This is a genomic window from Arthrobacter sp. C152, from assembly GCF_054890965.1.
Window position 1 is genome coordinate 149,409 of sequence record NZ_JBTZSU010000007.1, and the last position, 20,422, is coordinate 169,830.

Annotated in this window: 17 protein-coding genes; 9 read left to right on the plus strand and 8 right to left on the minus strand. The window is 62.6% G+C overall.

Translation table 11 applies throughout. The features are described from left to right. Positions 1–67: 67 nt before the first annotated feature. A complete protein-coding gene (locus ACYSM9_RS07615; RefSeq protein ID WP_461856373.1) occupies positions 68–1,423 on the minus strand; it encodes a D-alanyl-D-alanine carboxypeptidase family protein in 1,356 nt (451 codons plus the stop codon). 155 nt (positions 1,424–1,578) lie between these two features. Here ACYSM9_RS07615 and ACYSM9_RS07620 point away from each other — a divergent pair, with 155 nt between their 5' ends. Genes ACYSM9_RS07620 through ACYSM9_RS07645 form a run of 6 tightly spaced genes read left to right on the plus strand, consistent with a single transcriptional unit; the run spans position 1,579 to position 7,222 of the window. Next, positions 1,579–2,895, plus strand: coding sequence for a polysaccharide biosynthesis protein (locus ACYSM9_RS07620; protein WP_461856374.1), 1,317 nt, complete (start codon positions 1,579–1,581; stop codon positions 2,893–2,895). Between the two features lie 46 nt (positions 2,896–2,941). Then, positions 2,942–4,015 carry a glycosyltransferase family 2 protein gene (locus ACYSM9_RS07625; protein WP_461856375.1) on the plus strand — a complete coding sequence of 358 codons (1,074 nt, stop codon included), beginning with the start codon at positions 2,942–2,944 and terminating at the stop codon, positions 4,013–4,015. A 5-nt stretch (positions 4,016–4,020) separates the two neighbouring features. Continuing rightward, on the plus strand, positions 4,021–4,770 hold the full coding sequence (locus ACYSM9_RS07630; protein ID WP_461856376.1) for a glycosyltransferase family 2 protein: 750 nt from the start codon (positions 4,021–4,023) through the stop codon (positions 4,768–4,770). A gap of 2 nt (positions 4,771–4,772) precedes the next feature. Then, positions 4,773–5,183: a DUF2304 family protein gene (locus ACYSM9_RS07635; RefSeq protein ID WP_461856417.1), complete on the plus strand. Its 411-nt coding sequence runs from the start codon at positions 4,773–4,775 to the stop codon at positions 5,181–5,183. A gap of 32 nt (positions 5,184–5,215) precedes the next feature. Beyond that, entirely contained in the window at positions 5,216–6,103 is an 888-nt protein-coding gene (locus ACYSM9_RS07640) for a glycosyltransferase (RefSeq protein ID WP_461856377.1), read from the plus strand. Between the two features lie 24 nt (positions 6,104–6,127). Further along, positions 6,128–7,222 (plus strand): NAD-dependent epimerase/dehydratase family protein, encoded by a 1,095-nt coding sequence (locus tag ACYSM9_RS07645; protein ID WP_461856378.1) that lies wholly within the window; start codon positions 6,128–6,130, stop codon positions 7,220–7,222. Positions 7,223–7,318: 96 nt separating this feature from the next. Here the strand turns inward: ACYSM9_RS07645 and ACYSM9_RS07650 are convergent, their stop codons facing one another. Together ACYSM9_RS07650 and ACYSM9_RS07655 are read right to left on the minus strand one after the other, a co-directional pair. Next, positions 7,319–9,256, minus strand: coding sequence for a hypothetical protein (locus ACYSM9_RS07650; protein WP_461856379.1), 1,938 nt, complete (start codon positions 9,254–9,256; stop codon positions 7,319–7,321). A 119-nt stretch (positions 9,257–9,375) separates the two neighbouring features. Beyond that, a complete protein-coding gene (locus tag ACYSM9_RS07655) occupies positions 9,376–10,506 on the minus strand; it encodes an acyltransferase family protein (RefSeq protein ID WP_461856380.1) in 1,131 nt (376 codons plus the stop codon). Between the two features lie 140 nt (positions 10,507–10,646). Between ACYSM9_RS07655 and rfbA the strand changes: the two genes are divergently transcribed. From rfbA to ACYSM9_RS07670, 3 genes are all read left to right on the plus strand, one after another. Beyond that, the gene (rfbA, locus tag ACYSM9_RS07660) at positions 10,647–11,510 is read left to right on the plus strand and encodes a glucose-1-phosphate thymidylyltransferase RfbA (RefSeq protein WP_461856381.1); all 864 of its coding nucleotides are present in this window, start codon (positions 10,647–10,649) and stop codon (positions 11,508–11,510) included. 358 nt (positions 11,511–11,868) lie between these two features. Next, complete coding sequence (locus tag ACYSM9_RS07665; RefSeq protein WP_461856382.1) at positions 11,869–12,102, plus strand: hypothetical protein; 234 nt, start codon at positions 11,869–11,871, stop codon at positions 12,100–12,102. Positions 12,103–12,982: 880 nt separating this feature from the next. Continuing rightward, positions 12,983–13,420: a class F sortase gene (locus ACYSM9_RS07670; protein ID WP_461856383.1), complete on the plus strand. Its 438-nt coding sequence runs from the start codon at positions 12,983–12,985 to the stop codon at positions 13,418–13,420. On the opposite strand, the gene ACYSM9_RS07675 is transcribed toward ACYSM9_RS07670, so the two are convergent. The 5 genes from ACYSM9_RS07675 to glf form a co-directional block, all read right to left on the minus strand. Next, complete coding sequence (locus tag ACYSM9_RS07675; protein WP_461856384.1) at positions 13,421–15,385, minus strand: DUF6541 family protein; 1,965 nt, start codon at positions 15,383–15,385, stop codon at positions 13,421–13,423. Between the two features lie 106 nt (positions 15,386–15,491). Continuing rightward, positions 15,492–16,247, minus strand: a complete 756-nt coding sequence (locus ACYSM9_RS07680) for an ABC transporter ATP-binding protein (RefSeq protein WP_461856385.1) — start codon at positions 16,245–16,247, stop codon at positions 15,492–15,494. A 1-nt stretch (position 16,248) separates the two neighbouring features. Next, positions 16,249–17,118: an ABC transporter permease gene (locus ACYSM9_RS07685; RefSeq protein ID WP_461856386.1), complete on the minus strand. Its 870-nt coding sequence runs from the start codon at positions 17,116–17,118 to the stop codon at positions 16,249–16,251. Beyond that, positions 17,119–19,110 (minus strand): glycosyltransferase, encoded by a 1,992-nt coding sequence (locus ACYSM9_RS07690; RefSeq protein ID WP_461856387.1) that lies wholly within the window; start codon positions 19,108–19,110, stop codon positions 17,119–17,121. After that, positions 19,107–20,294: a UDP-galactopyranose mutase gene (gene glf / locus ACYSM9_RS07695; protein WP_461856388.1), complete on the minus strand. Its 1,188-nt coding sequence runs from the start codon at positions 20,292–20,294 to the stop codon at positions 19,107–19,109. The genes ACYSM9_RS07690 and glf overlap by 4 nt, the downstream gene beginning before the upstream one ends. Between the last annotated feature and the right edge of the window lie 128 nt (positions 20,295–20,422).

Here is a 20,422-nt window from a genome sequence, read left to right on the forward strand (position 1 = left end):
GTCCTAGGTTACCGGCTGGGGGTTGCCGGGTTGTCATTGCAGACCGGCCCGCACGTGCCCTGGGTGCTCAATATGTCGGTGCAGGCGGGTAACCGTAGTACTGCTCAAGGGTATCGATGCCCCGGTTGTGCATATCCATCGCCACGTCCTTCCCGACATACCGCAAGTGCCATGGCTCGTACGCGTAACCGGTCCAGTAGCTCATCCCCGCGGGGTAACGGACCACAAAACCGAACTCGTGAGCATGCGCCGCGGCAAACTGACCGGCCGGCGTGGAGGCAAAACATTCCTGCAGTCCACACACTCCACTCGGGTTTCCTATATCGACAGCCAAACCACTTTGGTGTTCAGAGTAGCCAGGCCGCGCCGAGATCTCGTCTGCCCGCTCCTGTCCGTACAACGCAACGTAGCTTTGGTAAAGGGACGCCTGGCTGGCATAACTCCGGAAACCGCTCACCACGGTCGTCGCCACACCAGAGGCTGCAGCGGCGTCCGTAAAGCGCCAAAAGGCGAGGGCGGCCTGATAACGCAAAGCATGCCCGCCCACGTTGACCATGTCAGAAGGCGTGTAGTCGATCGGCGACAGCGGGTTCCTCTTGTTAATGACGTGCTGGTACTCACCGGGCTGGTAGTAGTTGACCGTTACGCCCGAGCCCGGATACCAGGTGAGCGTCCCCCCTTGGAATCCCTGGCTGCAGCCGCCGTCGCCCGGGCAAACTTCTTCGGCCACCGGGTAACCGAGGCGCCCGTTCTCCCACCCCAGTGTTCCCCAGACATAGTCAATGGATCCGCCGGTGGCGTAGGCGCCGATACCCGGCGCCCAATGGATCTGGCCGCCCTGGAAGGCCTGATAGCAGCCGCCTGCCGTAAGGCCGCACCTTTCGGCAGCCACCGGATAGCCCAGGGGGCCGGACTCGAAGCCGCTGGCTGCCCAGCGGTTTCTGATGGCACCCCATTGCGTTTGCCGGGCACCGCTCGCCGGCGACCAATGGATCTGGCCGCCTTGGAAAGTCTGGTAACAGCCCGAGCGGACCAGGCCGCAAACTTCATCCGTCGCGGGGTAGCCCAAGCCGCCTTGTTCCCACCCCTGTTGCCGCCAGGCCGAACCGATGGCGCCCCACGTGGCACGGGCACCGGTTGCGGGCGTCCAATGGATCTGCCCCTGCTGGAAGTCCTGATAGCAGCCGCCGCCCGCAAGCCCGCATCGTTCAGGTCCAGCCGCCGCGCCCAGGGCACCGGCTTCTCCGCCCAGCATTTGATACTTGTCCTGAATCGGCGTACCTGCACCAGCGGGAACTGCAGTTACAAAGCCGGCAAGCAAACAAAGGACGGCGAAAAAGCCCGAAAGAGTGGCAACCCGAACGCGTTTCATGTGCACCTGACTGGTCGATGGAAACGAAAATTCCTGGTATTGCTTGCTCACGGGCCGGTGCTTGCGGGCCCGTGCAGCCGATTCTAATATCCCAGGCCCCTGCGCCTGTGCCCCAACCCCGGAACCGCAACCCGCCAAGAGGCTTACCGTAAGATCGAAGGGCACCTGGGAAGAACAGGTCTTCGCGCTGCCACGGAAAGCCCCACATGAATTTGCCTTGGAAGAAACCCGCCGCCAGGCCGCCGGAGGTAGACGGCGACGCTGCCGGCAGCCGGACCATCAGTACCAAGAGCGCATCCGGAGTGGGCGTCGCATCCGTGGTCGCGGCCGCTGCCGGTTTCATCATTCTCGTCATCGCCGGGAACCATTTGCGTCCCGAGGAGTACGCGCAGTTCAGCGTATTCTGGGGTGCCCTGTTCGGCATTTTCGGCGTGCTCTCAGGTGTTCAGAGTGAGACAACCCGCGCCGTCCGCTCTGCGGAATCAATAGGCGTCAACCGGGCCGGTACCAGTAGCCATCCCTCGGTTCTGGTTAACGGCCTTGTGGTCGGTGCCATCGTGGCTCTCCTGCTCCTGGCCTCCTCGTGGGCGTGGGCACCCTCCGTCCTTGGCAGCAATCTGCCGTGGCTCCTGCCCACCCTGGCCGTTGCCGCAATCGCCTATTCAGGTCATTCAGCCCTCGCCGGCGCATCCGCCGGCGCCCAGGAGTGGAACCTGTACTCCAGGCTGATGGGCGCTGAGGCTCTGTTCCGCCTGGCGACCGTTGGCAGCGTAGTCCTGCTCGGCGTCGGACTTCTGGGCCTTGAATTCGCCTGCGCCCTTGCTGCAGGCCTGTGGCTGGCCTTCCTCCTGCTGTCCCCCACGGCGCGGGGTGCCGCAGCGGCCCGCGCCGATGTTCCCCGCCCCGTGTACATGCAGCAAACCGGCCATGCCATGCTCTCGTCCAGCGCCACCGCGGCCCTGATCGTGGGATTCCCCGTGATCCTCAGCTTCACCAGCACGGCCACGGAACTGGCATCCGCTGGCGGATTGCTGCTGGCCATCCAGCTCACACGCGCGCCCATCATGGTGCCGCTGCAGGCTTTCCAAGGCGTCGCCATCGCCGCGTTCGTCAACCAGCGCGACCGTGGTATCCGGGCACTGTACAAGCCGGCAGCGCTCTTTATCGCCGTGGGCGTCGCTGGCGGCATCGCGGCCGGACTGCTCGGGCCTTGGCTGATGGACCTGTTGTTCCCAGGCAAATACGACGTCCCGGCCTGGCTCCTGGCGGCTCTCACGTTCGATGCAGCACTGATGGCCATCCTGACGCTCACGGGGACGGCCGCCCTTGCGGTGGGAATCCACCGCGCCTACTCCATAGGCTGGGTATCCGGGACGGCCGTCAGCGTCCTGTGCCTGCTGCTTCCCCTGCCGCTGTCCGCCCGGACGGCTTTGGCCCTGGCCGCGGGACCGGCATTCGGTGCAGCCATCCATATCGCCTCGATTGTCCGGCGCGGGAAATCCGCCGTCGCAGCCTCCATCTGACCACCGCCACGCCACCTGCCGGACCCACACACATGAAGGAAGGCCAGTGCCCAACAACTCCCCCGCTCCCCGAACCAGCGTGATCATGCCCGCCTACAATGCCGCCGGACTGCTCGAGCGTGCGGTGAGGAGCGTCATGGCGCAGACCGAGCCGGATTTCGAGCTTCTGGTGGTGGACGACCACTCCACTGACGGCACCCTGGCCCTGGCCCGAACCCTCGAGCAGGAGTTCGACAACCTGACGGTCATCGCCCTGCCGGCCAACTCTGGTGTGTCAGCAGCCCGGAATGCCGGCCTGGATGCCGCCCGGGGGTCCTGGATCAGTTTCATAGACAGCGACGACGAGTACCTTCCAACGTTCCTTGAAACCATGCACGCCGGAACATCACCCGACGTCGATGTGGTAGTGGGCGGCCGTGTCGTAGTGCAGCCGGACGGGACGGAGGGAACTTCTGCCTCCCCAGCGCTGGGTGAATTCGATGGCGCCGAGGCCTGCCGGCTCGCCATGTGCGACCAACTCACGCCATTTCCCTGGGACAAGCTGATCCGGCGCGATCTCTTCGACAAAGTCCGCTTCGCCGAAGGTGCCGCCCGGTTCGAGGACATGGCGACCAACATCATCCTTCACTCGCTGGCGCGCCGGGTCCGCTCAATCAGTACACCGGTGTACCGCTACCACATCATGGATGGTTCCCTCACCTGGGGCCGCGTTCCAACCGTGGCCGACACGACCGTGGCCCTTAGCCATCTGGACCAGCACCTGGACCAGCGGTTCAAGGAGGGCAAGTATGCTGCGGCTTACGATTGCATGCGCACGTTGGTGTTCCTGCTGGTAGCGCAAAGCGCAATCGCCCGCGGCCGCGGCTCAGCGCCTGCGGCCCGCACTGTCGCGGAGTGCCGCCGTGACATCAGCTGGCAAATGCTTGTCCGCGCCCTCTCCGTCCACAGAATCATTGGGGCCGGGGCAGCGTTGCTGAAGCTGGCACCCTGGGTTTACTCCTATCTTTACCTGCGGCACATCCGTGCCGCATACGGCGTGGGGAAGCCACGGACGGCGCCGGCACAACCCCCCGCGGCCGTGCCGCCAGCCACCCCGGGTACCGGTTCTGGTATAGATTAGTAGCTATGTCAATCCCCCCCTACACCCGCGCCCTCGTCATCATGCCGGCGTGGAACGAAGAGGAATCCGTTGGCAATACGGTCCGCGAAGTGCTGGCGCTCCGCGAAGGCTATGACGTACTCGTGGTTAATGACGGCTCCCAGGACAGCACGGCCGCAGTAGCTGCAGAGGCCGGCGCCGTGGTCCTTGACCTCCCCTTTAATCTTGGCGTCGGAGGGGCCATGCGGGCCGGATTCAAGTACGCAAAGCGGAACGGGTACGACGCCGTTATCCAGGTGGACGCAGACGGACAGCACCATCCCAAGGAGATTTCCCGGGTATTGGCGGCCCTGGCCGACGCGGACATCGCCATTGGCGCCCGCTTCGCGGACCGCGGCACCTACAAGGTTTCCGGTCCAAGGCGCTGGGCGATGGTCCTGCTGGCCAAGGTCATTTCGGGGCTGGCCCGCACCCGCCTGACGGATGTTACCTCGGGCTTCAAGGCGGCCAACCGCCGGGGTATCGACCAGTTCATCGACCATTACCCTGCCGAGTACCTTGGCGACACCATCGATTCCCTCGTGGTGGCCATCCGGTCCGGCTGCGTCATCACGCAGGTTCCTGTGGAGATGCGTGTTCGCCAGGGCGGGACGCCCAGCCATAACCCCGTCAAGTCCGCCATCTACCTTGGCCGGTCCGTCTTCGCCCTGCTGTTCGCCCTGACGCGGCGCCGCTCGGAGATCCGTACTCCTTCTCCCCAACTCGAAAGAGCATGATTTTGTCCGTTCTGGCCGCTTTCATCCTTGCCCTCGTCATCGTCGTCCTCGTGGTCGAGATGCTCCGTCGGAAGAAGCTCCGGGAAAAGTATGCGGTGCTCTGGCTGGTCGTGGGGCTGGCAACGCTGGTCCTTGCGGCCTTCCCGCAACTCCTGGCCCTGACAGCCAGGCTCCTCGGAGTCCAGGTCCCGTCGAACCTCCTGTTCGCGATGACGATCCTGTTGGCCCTTGGCGTCTGCCTCCACCTGTCGTGGGAGATATCGGTCGTGGAAGACGAGACCCGCACCCTGGCGGAGGAAGCAGCAATCCTTCGTACCCACATTGAGCGCCTTGAGGCCCGCCTGGATGCCGAACTGGCCGAGCCGTCCCGGACTCCGACTGTAACCGACCCGGCTTCCCTTGACCGCGGCTGACACCAGCCATACCCCGACCCATTGGATCCCGCATGCCACTTGATATCTTCATTCCCTACTGGGGCGACCCGGACTACATGAAGGAGACGGTCCGCAGCGTCCTCGCCCAGGACTCTGACGACTGGCTCCTAACCGTTGTGGACGACGCTTACCCAGGCGACGAGATCCAGCGCTTCATGGCGTCAATCGATGATCCGCGAGTCAAGTACATCCGCAAGGACCAGAACGCCGGAATCACCGAGAACTACAAGACCTGCGTCTCACTGGCCACCGAAGAAGTCATGGTCATCCTCGGCTGTGACGACGTTCTGCTGCCCAACTACGTGACCGTGATCAATCGGGCCCACCAACGGTTCCCCGAAGCCGCGATTATCCAGCCGGGCGTCCAGGTCATTGACGAACAGGGCACCGTGGTGCGGACCCTGGTGGACAGCACGAAGCAGCACATCGTCCGGCCGCGTACCCGCGGGCCACGCCTGCTTTCTGGAGAGCACCTTGCCGCCAACCTGATGCACGGCGACTGGCTCTACTGGCCCTCGCTTGCCTTCCGCACCGACAAGATCCGCAGCGTCGAGTTCCGCTCCGGGTTCCCCATCATCCAGGATTTGGCCCTGGTCATGGACATGGTCTACCGCGGTGATCAGCTTCTCCTTGAACCCACCGTCTGCTTCTCCTACCGCCGCCACTCGGAAAGTGCATCTTCCACCAAACTGGTTGACGGCTCCAGGTTCGCCGGTGAGCGCGACTATTTCGCGGTGTCGGCAGAACAGGCGAATCTCAACGGTTGGACGAAGGCTTCACGGGCGGCAAAGCTTCGGCTCACTTCCCGGGCCCACGCCCTCGCTCTCTTGCCAAAAGCCCTGGCCAACAAGAATTTTCCCGCCGTGAAAGTTCTCCTCAGCCACACCTTCGGTAACTAAATGTCAGCTCCAGAAAGGCCCTTCATGACAACACCCGCCCCGGAAACCCAGGCACAGGGAACGGTCCTGGTGACCGGCGGTGCCGGTTTCATTGGCTGCGCCATCTCCAGCGACCTGGTTGCCAACTTCGGCCGGGTGGTCGTCGTGGACAACCTGCACCCGCAGATCCACGCCTCCGGCGAGCGTCCCTCCGAGCTGCACGAGGATGCCGAGCTCGTCGTTGCCGACATCACCGAAGCGCAGACCTGGGACAAGGTCCTGGCCGACGTCACCCCTGACGTCGTCATCCACCTCGCGGCCGAGACAGGCACCGGCCAATCACTGGAGGAGTCAACGCGGCATGCACACGTCAACGTTGTGGGCACGACGCAACTCCTGGATGGGCTGAACCGGCACGGGAAACTGCCGCGGCGGATCGTCCTGTCCTCCAGCCGCGCCATTTACGGCGAAGGGCCCTGGGTCGACGCCGACGGGCACCGGTTCTACCCCGGACAGCGAACCAGCGCCACCCTGGACCAAGGCCAATGGGATTTTCCGAACGCCGCGCCTGCCGCAATGAAGGCTTCGGAGACGTTCCCCGCCCCGGTTAGCGTCTACGGGGCCACCAAACTCGCCCAGGAAAACATTCTTCAGGCCTGGGCCAAGTCCTACGGCGTGGAGACGGTCATCCTGCGTCTCCAGAACGTTTACGGCCCTGGGCAGTCCCTGATTAACCCCTACACGGGCATCATGAGCCTGTTCTGCCGCATGGCCATGGGTGGCAAGTCCATCCCCCTGTACGAGGACGGGGAAGTGCGCCGGGATTTCGTACTCATCGACGACGTCGCCTCCGCCATCGTGGCAGGAGCCCTGTCCCCCAACGTCCAGGGCGAGCCGATGGATATCGGGTCGGGGGAATTCCAGACCATCGGCACCGCGGCCAGGATCATCGCGGCCCGGTACGGTGCGCCCGAGCCCCACGTCACCGGGCAGTACCGCCAAGGCGACGTACGGCACGCATGGGCCGACGTCGAAGCTGCCACCGCAACGCTCGGTTGGAAGCCCCAGTACAACCTTGAGCAGGGCATCGAACGGCTTAGCACGTGGATCAACGCCCAGCCGGACGTCCAGCCCTACTAGGGCAGCGCCTAAGCCGACGACGGCGGCACCCACGCGGGTGCCGCCGTCGTCGGCTTTTAAGCTGTGCGATCCCGAGTGAGGGACGAAGACCGATCCTCACCCGTCCAATGTTGCCAGGATGTAGTTGAGCGCCGCCTGGTTATCCGGATCCACGATGATCAACGCGGATGGGTCCGCTTTCTTGATCTTGTTGACCACGAGCCGGAGGTTGTCCACGCCGCCGCTGAGTTCGAACATGTTTAGGGAGAGCTTCCAGCCTTTCTCCGTGTACGTCGACGTCAGGCCGTCGTACCACTGCTTGGCAAGGATGGCGTCAATATCGGCGGGCCGGGTCGTGACGTAGACCGCCGGCTGACCTTCCCGGCCCCTGGCCGCCGCCATCAGCAAGCTAACCGAGGGCGGCACCGTAGCAAGGACTTTCGATTCCTTTGCCATGGCCACAGCCGACGGGGACGACGGCGGCAGCCCCTGCGCCGCCAGTGGGAAGGTGAAGCCAAAGGCCTGTGTCGCGGCGACGGCAGCCAGGGCGGAAGCGGCGACGGCACCGGGCTTCCTGCCTTCGCCCCTCCGGTGGGTGCTGCTGTGGGCCTCCACCCGGTTCCTGGGTTCGTCCTGCCGGCTCCGGCCGCGAACAGTTTCCAGCCATGCGGCCAGGACCAAGGCCAATGTCACCAGCCCCGCCAGGAACAGTGCTATGGCCAACTTGTGGGAGTAGTACGTCAACGTTCCACCCTTGGCCAGCTGGGCCGCGGCCATGACGGATGCCAGCATGACACCGGCGGCGAGGCCCGCAAAGGACCAGCGCAGCCTCTGCAAGGTGCCGCCCGTGTTCCGGGTGCCCTTGGCGAAGACCAGTGCGGCAAGGGCTGAGGTGCCAAGCACAATCACCGCCAGCTGGCCAAGGTCAGGGATGGGAACCCCACCCACACCATAGAGAACGGCCTCCGTGGAAACCCCAACGAGCTGGCTAACTGCGAGGGCTGCGCCCGCGACGCCGATGAGGACGATCAGGGCGGCGGACAGGTAGCCGGCGCGGGTTGTCCGCCACCGCAGCCGGTCCCAGGGCTGCAGCACCATCACCATGGCGCCCAGAACCAGGACCTCCAGGAGCGCCCAGTTATGCGCGACACCAACAACGCAGGCAACGAACGGCAGCAGTGCTGCGGGGCTGAGAGGCCGGTCCATGGTAGTTGCCAGCACGAGGGCGACAGAAGCCAAACCTACGGCCAGGAAGAAATTAGGGAAGCCATGCAGGGACGCCGACGACCCCGGGCCAAAGATCCATCCGGAGGCCACCAGGGCCAGCGCAGGGAAAGCCACGATGGACCGGCGACGGAACGCAGGCAGCGAAGCAAGGGCAGCCAGCACCATGACCACCACGAGGACGGAAACCAAAGCGCTCCCAGTGGCATAGTTCACCAGTTCCTCGGCCGGGGTACCTACCGACTTTCCGAATGTCAGCTCGGCAATGATCGCCACGACGCCGTGGAAACCCTGTGGGTAGTCCGTGAAGGACCAGTCGCTGCCATCGGGTGACGCGCCCAGCAAAGGCACCACCCTGCCGTAGAGCCGTTGCATGTGGAAGATATCGAAGTGGGACGCGTTGTCCCAGTTCATGGTGAGGAGACTCAGCGCCTTGTCGTAGGCATGCACTGAGAGCAGTTTCCAGTGGACCCAGGACGAGAGGACGGCGGCGAGCACGGGAACCGCATCGAGCCAGCGGAACGCCGGAACAAGCCGGCGGGCAGCACCGCGGACACCGTTTCTTAAGGCTGCAAAGATGAGCAGTCCCGCCGCCGCAGCCAAAACGAACGTTCCCCGGCCGATCGGACCGAAACCCGAGGGAATCCACCAAAGCAACGGAACCAGTCCAAACAGGACACTGAGGGACAGAGCAAGGCGGCCCGAGAATGTTTTCGCGGTAGGCAATGCCACCAGACAAACAAACAGGAGGACAAGGCTCCATGGGCCTGTCAGTGCGCCGGCAAGGCGCAGGACCGTGATGGCGCCGGCCGCGGCGACGCCCCCTGCCATTGCCCACAACAGCGAGCCTCGCCTGGGCTGTTGCCGGGCGGGCAACAGCCATCGGCTACCGTCGAGCCGCTTCGCGGGCGCCGTCTCCTGCCGGGTTGAACGCCTCGTCTGCGCGGAGGTCACGACCGCGCACGTACGGCGTCGGCGCTGGCCACGGGTTCCCGGTCAGCCAAGGCGGGCGAGACTCCAGCTGACGGTCCAGACTTGGGCCGGTGGTCCTTGCTGCGGACCCTGCGCATCACAGGGCGTTCAATCCACACCCAGCTGGCGATTGCCGTTGGAATCGTCAGCGCAGCGGCCGCAAGTGAGAACAACACCAAACCCCACTCGTAGCCGCCGAATACCGCGATCAGCTGCTGGAACGCGAAAGCATAGATATAGACGCCGTACGAAACGTCGTTCTTGGCAATGATCCTGGGCTGCGGGAGCCAGGTGGAAATCCAGAGAGTGCCATAGGCGATGAGCGCGCCCGATGCCTGCCCACCCCACGCTGGAAACACGGAGACCATGAGGAGAGACACGAGGAGGCTGACGACGGCGGGCAGCCAGTGGATGCCGATCCTGGATTTCCAAACAAACAGCACTGCTCCGCCGAGGAAGAACGGCAGGAGCTTGAACAGAAGCACCACATCGAAGTTGCCATTCGTGTACCGGTTGATCACTTCAATGTTTGCCTGCGCCACCACAGACGCGGCGAAAAGCAGAGTAAGAAACCAAGGTGATTTGCGGAAGATTGCAAAGCAGCCGAGCGCAGCGACCACGAGGTAGCAAAGGAACTCATAGTAAAGGCTCCACAGTGAGCCGTTCCATGCACCGGCGTAAGGAACGTTTAGCGGCGTCCCGGCAATATCGTAATGGTTCATCTTCAACGTCAGGTTCGAGATGAGGAAATTCAACGGTGACGTCGCTGTGCCGAAGTACCCCTCAAGGCTGCCCTTTGCCACCAGATAGCCAATTGGGGCGAAGAAAACCACCATCGTGATCAGGCAAACAATGAAGGCCGGCATGATCCTGGCAAGCCGGTGGACGAGGTAGTCGCCCAGTCCGTGACTGAATCTGCTGCCGGTGATGAGGTAGCCGCTGATCACAAAGAAGCCTGAAACGGCCCAGCCGCCGAGTGTCTCGCCCGCGAAGATCGGTTCGTGAGGTGCCCCGGTCAGTGGCCAACTGTGGTGGACCAACACCGCAAGTGCCAGGATCAGCCGGATGAGGTTCAGGCTGTTGTTCCGGGGATCGAGCGGCCGCCCCACGAGCAGTCCTGCAGGGGTTTTTCTTGATGACACGCGGACTCCGGGTTCGGCTCAATGGTATTGACGGTGACACGCAATTCTACCGTGCCAGGCGATACCCCCGGTTTGCCCCGCGCCGAAGCGGCAGCAATGATGGAGTAATGCGCGGAATTATCCTTGCCGGAGGCACCGGGTCCAGGCTTCACCCGATCACTCTGGGCATCAGCAAGCAGTTGGTCCCTGTGTACGACAAGCCGATGATCTATTACCCCCTGTCGACCCTGATCCTTGCCGGGATCCGTGACATTCTCATCATCACCACCCCGCAGGACGCGGACCAGTTCCAGCGCCTCCTGGGGGACGGTTCGCAGTTCGGGGTGAATTTGTCCTACGTCCAGCAGCCCAGCCCTGATGGCCTGGCGCAGGCGTTCATCCTCGGTGCCGACCATATCGGCGACGATACCGTCGCCCTGGTCCTGGGGGACAACATCTTTTATGGCCAGGGCATGGGCACGCAGCTTCGCCGTCACGCCAACATCGAAGGCGGCGCGGTGTTCGGCTACTGGGTCAAGGATCCGTCCGCCTATGGCGTGGTGGAGTTCGACGCAGACGGCAAGGCACTGTCTCTCGAGGAGAAGCCCGAAAAGCCAAGGAGCCACTACGCCGTCCCGGGGCTCTACTTCTACGACAACGACGTCATCGACATCGCAAAGAACCTGAGGCCTTCCCCCCGCGGGGAATTGGAGATTACCGACGTCAACAAGGTGTATCTCGAACGCGGGCTCCTCCAGGTCGAGATCCTCCCCCGCGGCACCGCCTGGCTGGATACGGGTACCTTCAACGACCTCAGCGATGCATCAAACTTCATTCGAACGGTCGAAAACCGGCAGGGCCAGAAGATCGGCGCACCCGAAGAAATCGCGTGGCGCCTGGGTTTCCTGACTGATGACGACCTGCGCCGTCGCGCGGAGCCCCTGGTAAAGAGCGGCTACGGCTCCTACCTGCTGGAACTTTTGGAAAACTAGCCGCTGTAGCCGGCCCTCCTGACCAAGCTGCTCTTTTGACATCCCTCCAGCGGACGGTTCATCCACTGCCGTGCCGGGCTGCACTTCACCAAGGAACTCAATGCGACCCCCCTTCAAAGCTGTTCTCTCGGTAGTTGTGGCCGCGATGGCACTTAGCTCCTGCAGCATCAGCGACTCACCCCCCAAGGAGTCGGCGACACCCACAACCCAACCGACCCCGACAGCGACGCCAACCTACCAGTCGTCGGCCGAGGAACCCACAGTACGGCTGACAGTAACCACGCTCTCCGGAAATGCTGCAGATCAGTCAACCCACCACCTTGTCTGTGTGCGCTCTACGGCCGTCAAGGGAACGGACTTGCCGGATGCGGACAAGGCGTGCAGCCTCCTGGACCGCGAACCCACTTTGCTGGATTACCAGCCCTCGGAAAACAGCGACGAGTGCGAAGCAGTCAACCAGCCGAACATCGCCGATGTTTTTGGAGAGATTGACGGCAAGCAGGTCAGGACCAGCTTCCGCCGCAACAACACCTGCAACGTGGATACCTGGGACAATCTCAAGCCAGTTCTCGGGACCGTCACACAGAAATAAGCCAGTCCGGCTCGGATCAGCCACCGGGCGAGTCCCCAACGCTGGACTTATCGGAGATTCCGTTTTAGCGTTCGATTCAGCTGCGGGATCGGGTGACTAGTGTGGTGGGGGCCAGAGAATGCGAAACAGTGTTGCCGCTTTGGGAATTGCAACGCTGGGGAGCATAGGCGGCCCCACCTCTGCGGCGGCAGCTACGGACACGACGCCTCCCGGTGCGATGATCTGCCATCTCACGGAGGCAGGAACATACGAACCATTTTTTGTATCCGTTCACGGACTGATCCACGATTTGAATGGCCATGCCGCCCACACGGGCGACATCATTCCGTTTCCCGGATTCGGCGGTGATCCCGCCGGGCAGAACATGACCCCGGAGAACGTTTTCATCCTCAACAATGGCTGCGTCGGAAAAGTCGCCGCACCCTCAGGGCCCGTGCAGGCCGTTGCACCGGCGTCACCGGCACAAGCTCCACCTAATACCGCCAGGAATCTGGGGTACAACGTGGACGGGGCCGTCCAGAGTCACGCAGCTCCTGCTGCGTCGGGGAACGCCAGCAACCTGTGGACGCAAGGCGGCTGGGCCGTGATCGCGGCCGCATTGGCAGGCTGGGCCGGAATCGCATGGGTCCGGGCGAGGAAGGTTGCACGTTAGGTGGTTGCCCAGCGCACCGCGCACGGGCATCACCGGGATGTCACTCTAGTCGCGGTCTGCAGTGCAGTTCTGCTCTTGGTTTCAGGCATTGGGGCGTCTCCTGCCAGCGCCCCGTCCACCGGCATCCTGCAGTCGGACCACCTGCCGATGTGGCCGGGACTGTCTCCACCGGGGGCCGGCGAACCCGCGGCGTCACCGCCCCTGCGGCTGAGTTATCCGAAGGCTGGAGTGGTTGTCCAAGTCCACCCCCTCGACCCGGGTCCGGATGACATCGCCAGCCGCAGCCTTGTACCGCCGCAGACGACGGACGGTTACTGGCTGGCCAGGTACGGTTCCCCGGGTGCTGGTTCCACGAACACCACGTACATTGCCGGCCACAGCTGGGTGGGGCAGGACGCCCCCTTCAACCATCTCAGCACTGCTGCCTCCCCGGGGGACATGCTCACGGTGGTGACAGCGGCGGGCAGCATCGACTACCGGGTGGATGCCGTCGCCAGTTACTCAAAGTCGACGTTGAGGGACAGTGACATTTGGAACATAGTGCCCCACAGACTGGTGTTGATCAGCTGCCACAGCGACGACCCCTGGGGCACAAACATTGTCGTGACCGCCTTGCCGGCCGTGAACGCCGTCAATCCGGCTACGCCAGCCCTGCCCCGGTATTAGCTACCAGCAGGCAACGACCTTGAAGAGCCGTGCGTCGGGCCCTTCCGAATCGACGAGCTGCAGGCTGTCATTCTCGTGAAGATCCATGACGCCGCCGTACCCGGGGAGCGTACCTGTAACAGTCCTGGTGCCGAAGTCCAGCACGTAGCGGACGTTGAGCTTCCGGACAGCTTCACAGACTGCAGGGAACTGCGCTGCATCCTTGAGCCCGGCATTCACAACATCGACGTCGGACCCGTGGGTCGTGAGGATGTGGGGCTGTATGACGGTCCGCCCCGCCAAGGCGTAGGCGAGCGACGTACCGCTGCTTGGAAGGCCCGCGATGCCGGCTCCCGGTTCTGTTGTCTGTGGCAGGCGCTCCAGCAGGGTCCGCTCTTCCGGTGACAGCAGCGCTGAATCCTCCGCACTTCGGTAACTCCAATGGGCCCGGAAGGCGGCAGAATTCGTCGGCAGCAGTTGGGGGACGAGGGAGACGAGGGCCAGGGCGTAGACTCCCCCGGCAAGGACCTTCTGCCTCCTCAGGCCAGGACGGCCCGGGAACCGGGTCTTCATAAACGTGGTCCGGTCCACGGCCTGCAGTCTTCCTCGCAGCCAGTCCATGAGAAACAGGGCCCCGATGACAGCCGGCCCGATAACAACGACCGGCAGCAATGCGGCGAGCCGGTAGCTGTCGTAGTACCAGACACCGGTAATGAACTGCCTGATCGAAGCGTCGTATCCCGCAGCAAAGAAGAAGAGCCCCGCACCGATCAAGTACGTGCCAATGAGCCAACGGCGCGACTTCGTGATCCACAGGTGCGCCAGTCCTGCGATAAGGCAGATGCTGAGGAATTCCTGGGTGGGACGGCCGAGGAAAGAATTGAGCAACAGCTCACCCAGCGCCTGCGCGGGGGTCTCCACAACGCGCCAGTTTGCCGCGTCCGCTGGAGGACGAAGGAAGTACCAAAGGGCCGTCAGCGCCAGGAGCCCCACAAGGAGTACGGCGGACAGTACAAACATCCTGCGCCTGGAGTCATCGGTGTCGAGGGCACGAAGGTCCCGCATTTTGCAGTAGTACAGGCCGAGGGCCCCGGGCAGCGCAAAGGCCAGGAGTGCCATCAGGGTGCTCGGGTGGGCCAGGGCCACGCCGGCAGCGGCGAGGGCTGCGCTCAACCACGCAACCGGGGCGGCTGGACGTTCATGGAAGCCCAGCCCCAGCGCTGTAAACGCCAGTCCCAGGGCGGCGGGAAGAACGGAAATGGAAAGCAGGTTCGGGTACAGGACTCCCCAGTCGATCATCAGGATGGGGAACGTCGCGAAGCCTGACGAGAAGACCAGCGCGAGCACAGCTGCCGCCTTGCGGTAGCCGGCGACCGCAAAGACGAGGAAGAGCGTGCTGAGAGGCCATGCCACAGCGCCGATCCCAATGCTCGTTGCATTCACGAGGACAGGGATTGACGCACCGGTCAGCTCTCCAACGAGCGCCACAATTCCATGCCAGGCCGCAGGATAGGCACTGATGCCGGTGAAAGCCCCCAGGTTCAAGGGCGAAGCATTCTGCGACTCCAGGGCCCAACGGACGGCGTTGAGGTGGAAGACGTTGTCATAGGTTTGCGAAATGGAGTCCGCATGGATCATTGCCGTGGCCATTTGGGCGCCAATGACAACAGCGGCAATGACGGAGCCTACGGCAACCACTGCCGTTACCTGGCCGCTGTTGCTTTGCGCCACGACGGGTGCCCGCCGCGATCCCCAAAACTTCGATATGAGAAAAGCGGCCGCAGAGACCACAAGACAGCCGGCCAGGACCGGCGCGGGGGTCCAGGATATCCCCACGAACGGAAATACCAGCGCCAGGAAACCCATGGTTCCGACGCTGAAGGCCGGCGCAATGAGGAGGGCAAGAATTCCGCGAACCCTGATAGCCATCGACGTCGCCAGACCGGGCAGCAAGATCAAAAGAACGGCCGTAAGGATTACTGGCATGGATTGCCACCAGGACACGGAAACACCACTTTCAGGAACATCTGAAGGAAAACTGGACGGCAATGACAAGAAGCTTACGGGCCTGCGATGCCCTGATCATGCGGGACTATGCGGGATCCATGGAACGTCGCCTGAGTTCAGTAACGACGTCGTGCACGTCACCGTCCATAATAATTTCGCCATGTTCCAGCAGCACGCCACGCTCGCACACAGTGGCTACAAGATCAAGGTCATGGCTGACCACGAAGAGGGTCTTGCCCGCGTCCGAGAGTTCTTTGATCTTGGCGATGCATTTGCGCTGGAACGGTTCATCGCCGACGGCCAGGATTTCGTCGATCAGGAACACTTCGGGATCAGTGTGGACCGCAATTGAAAAGGCGAGCCGGAGGTACATTCCCGAGGAATAGAACTTCACCTCGGTGTCAATGAACTCGCCGATCTCCGAGAATTCGACAATAGAGTCGAACATGTCGTCGATCTGCTTCTCGGTCATGCCAAGAATGGCACCATTCAGGTAGACATTGTCGCGTCCACTGAGGTCATGATGAAATCCCGCGCCGACCTCGATGAGCCCCGCCACGCGTCCGCGGGTGCGCACGGAGCCCCCATCGGGTTGAAGTACGCCGGAAATAAGCTTCAGCAGGGTCGATTTCCCGGAACCGTTCAGGCCCATGAGCGCCACGGTTTCGCCCTGTCTGACCTCCAGGGAGACATCCTTGAGCGCCAGGAACTTCTTGGACAGATCTCCCTTGCGCCCCTTGACCAGCCACACGAGGGCTTCCTTGAGGGATCTGGTGTGACGCAAAACGAACTGCTTGCGGATGTCAACGCAGCTGATTGCAACGTGGCCGTGCTTCGTCATGTCAGAGCTCCTGGGCGAAGTGTACGGAAAGCTTGCGGAACATCAGCTGGCCAAGGAAGAGGATGGCGAGCGTAGTCAGCAGGGAGACGGGGAGCCAGAAGCCAAGCAGGTCGGGGGGCATGATATCGCCGACTGCCTGGTCCGGCTTCAGGGTCGGTTCCCAGAAAGCCCAGTGGAAGACTTCGACGGCTGTGGTGATCGGGTTCAGCTGGTAAAGCCAATACCACGGCCCCATGACCCGCTCCACCATGGTCCACACATAGAGCACCGGGGAGGCCCAGGTGACGACCATGACGATCATGTCCACGATGTTCTCCGAGTCGCGGAAGTAGACGTTGGCGGCGCCGAACATCAGCCCCAGGCCCGTGGCAAGCACGGCCATCATGAAGAAGATCAGGACTGCTGCCGCCAGTTGAAGGATCGACGGCGTCCAGCCCACCACAAGGCAGGCCGCGATCAGCACCACCAGTTGCGGCAGGAAGTGCGCGGCCGAAACCCAGACCGTAGCGGCGGGGAACAGCTCCCTTGGCAAATAGATCTTCCGGATAAGGTCCCGGTTGTCAACGATGGACCGGGTGGCATTGGACAGGGACTCGGTGAAGAAGTTGACCAGCACGATCCCAGAAAAGAGGTAGATCGCGTAGTTGGGAGTCCCGTGTTCGAGATTCAGGAAGATTCCCAATGCGATGAAGTAGATCAGGAACTGCATCAGGGGCTTGACGTAGGACCACATCAGGCCGAGCACTGACCCGCGGTAGCGGATCTTGATTTCCTTGCGTACTAGCAGCTTTAGCAGGAAACGGTCGCCGTAGATGTCGAGGAGTCCACGACCCACCCCAGGTTTAATGAGCTGGTCCGTTGGTCGGGCCATCTAGCTGTCTTCCTTGCTCTCGGCGTCGAACGTCTTCTTCCAGGCCGCCATGGAGGTGATGTCGGGAACGGCAGCGCGGTATTGCTCGGCCAGCTTGTCCCATTCCCGGTAGAGCCGCAAATGCAAGGCGGTAGCTTCAGCCAGCATCGACTTCAGCTTCTGGGGATCACGCCGGTACCAGGAAGCTCCCGTACCTTCGGCGTTGGAGACAATGACGCTGTCGTAGTGGGCAAGCCGGAACCAGCGGTTGTCACGGTGGGCCAGGAATCCTTGCGGGCGCTCAGCACTCTCGGGTGCAGGGACCTTGATCAACTGACGCGTCACAGTCTTGATACCCCACGGCACCAGGTCCTTCTTGCGCGGCATGCCAATGGCGGCACCGCCCATGGGACCCCGGCTCAACTTCGGCGCGGGGAAGTCGTCCACGTCATCCTTCAGCTGGGCGTCCGGGTATTCGGACTTCAACGCATTGATCTCGGGAAGTCTGGTGGCAAGGACCCGGTGGAGGTCATCGGGGCCCTTTAGGAGATCCTTGAGGGCCTCGATCCGGCCGTGCTCCGTGAAGTACTGCATGGATACAAGGTGCTTGACGTCTGCCTGGACGGATTCCCGCAGCACACGGCCCCCCTTGGGGTAGGGGCTGTGGATGAGCGTGGTGATCAGGCGGTTTCGGCCATGGAAATATGACTGCCAGCCGACCATGTCGTCTTTGTCGGCCCAGGAGACGTGCCATACCGCTGCGCCGGGCATCGAGACCGTGGCGAAGCCGGCCTCGCGGGCGCGGAGACCATATTCGGCGTCATCCCATTTGATGAACAGCGGGAGGGAAAGCCCAATTTCCTCAATGACCCTCGTGGGTATCAGGCACATCCACCAGCCGTTGTAGTCGACGTCGACGCGCCGGTGCAGCCAGGCGGTCTGACGGAGATTCGCAACGCTGAAATCGTGGCGCAGTTCCATGTCAGCGTGCGGTTGTGCCGGCACGATGCGGTAGGGGTCCACGACTTCACCAAAGGTGTGGAGGACGCTGCGGCTGTAGAGGTCGAACATGTGTCCGCCGACAATCGTGGGTTTGCGGCAGTGGTCCGCAAAGGTCAGCAGCCGGACGATGCTCTCGGGTTCCACAACGATGTCGTCGTCAAGCAGGAGGACGTAGTCGCTGCCATTTTCGACTGCCTCGTACATGCCACGGGCGAAGCCCCCGGAACCGCCCAGGTTGGCTTGGTTGATCACCCGCAGCTTGCCGCCGAGGGACGCTGCAACCTCTGCGAATCCCGGCTGATCCTGCACCTTCTGGGTGCCCTGGTCGACAATCAGTATCTCTTTGACGGAAGTCAGGACGTCCTGGTTCCCGGCGAGGATACGGGCGTTGTTCAAACAGAAATCGGGCTTGTTCATGGTCGTGATTTCCAGCGTGACCTGCCCGGCTTCGCGGGCCGCTTCCGCTGTCTCCCACTGCCCGCTTTCCAGCAGCAGCCCGTCACCGGTGGCGGCAAGGTCAAACCAGTACCAGCCGCCGTCGCCAAACGGTTTGAGCGTCAGCTCGAAAGCCGAGGTGGCTTCCCCTTCGACATGCCGGCCGTCCACGCGTTGAATGGAGCCCCGGGCGTTTGACTTGTAGACCGTGACCGTTCCGGTGCCCTTGGTTGTGACAACGAGCCGTATGTCGCGCACGGACGTCCAGCGCCGCCAGTAACTGGCCGGGAAGGCGTTGAAGTAGGTGCCGAAGGAGATCTGTTCACCGGACCGGACGCGCATGGATTCGCGTGAGAGAAGGTCTTCGAAGTGTGCCTGGCTCACGCCGGAGCTGAACATCTGCAGCTTGTCTTCGGGCAGCTTCGGGGCCCGCGCGAGTTCGTCGTTTTCCCGCAGGCGGATGCCGCTGGCGGGACCGGCGTCCACATAGAGGGGGATGGTGTCCGTTTGGTCTGCCGATGGCAGGATCACCCGCTGGATCGTGCGCCAGTCGATTACTGCGTCCCCGTCGCTCATGCGGTGACTCCTCCACTTTCAAGTTTGGCGCCGCTCTCGAAATGCGGCCGGATCTTGTTGTCGAACATGCTGAGCGCCGATCCGATGGCCATGTGCATGTCCAGGTACTTGTAGGTGCCCAGCCGTCCACCGAACAGGACATCCTTTTCAGCCTCCGCAAGGTCCCGGTATTTAAGGAGGCGTTCCCTGTCGGCTGAAGTGTTAACCGGGTAGTACGGCTCGTCGTCCTTCTCAGCGAAACGCGAGAATTCGCGCATGATGACCGTCTTCTCGGTCTGGTATTCACGTTCGGGGTGGAAGTGGCGCGGTTCGATGATCCGGGTGAAGGGGACATCGTCGTCGTTGTAGTTGACGACGGACGTCCCTTGGAAGTCACCCACCTCGAGGACTTCTTCTTCGAAGTCGATGGTCCGCCACGAAAGATCGCCCTCGGCGTAGTCGAAGTAGCGGTCCACAGGCCCCGTATAAACGACCGGGATGTTGCCTACGACCTTGTTCTTGCTGTACTCATGCGACTCGTCGAAGAAATCCGTGTTCAGCCGCACCTCGATGTTGGGGTGCTCCGCCATCTTCTCGATCCAGGCGGTATACCCGTGGGTGGGCAGCCCCTCGTACTTGTCGTTGAAGTACCGGTTGTCGTAGTTGTAGCGCACCGGAAGCCGCGAGATGATGCCTGCCGGCAGGTCCTTGGGGTCCGTCTGCCACTGCTTGCCGGTGTAATGCTTGATGAAGGCTTCGTACAGCGGGCGGCCAATCAGCTGGATACCCTTGTCATTGAGGTTCTGGGGATCGGTTCCCGCCAGCTCGCCGGCCTGCTCCTGGATGAGCTCCCGCGCCTGGCCGGGTGTGAGATTGGCCCTGAAGAACTGGTTGATGGTGGCCAGGTTGATGGGCAGGGAGTAAACCTCGCCCTTGTGGACGCCGTAGACCTTATGCACGTAGTTGGTGAACGTCGTGAACCTGTTGACGTACTCCCACACACGGTCATTGGACGTGTGGAACAGGTGGGCCCCGTACCGGTGAACCTCAATACCGGTCTGTTCTTCCTTTTCACTGTAGGCGTTACCGCCGATGTGATGGCGGCGGTCGATAACGACGACCTTCAAGCCGAGCTCACTGGCGGCCTGTTCTGCGATTGTCAGGCCAAAAAAGCCGGACCCTACGATGACAAGGTCAGCGGTCACAAAATCTCCTGGTTTGCATGCGGGCAGCGCAAGGTGGCGCATTGTCTGCTGCTCTAGCCTACCCGAGCCACCGCATGGCCCGTCGAATCAGGCGGCAGCACCTCGGAGTGTGCGGATCGCGCACCCGA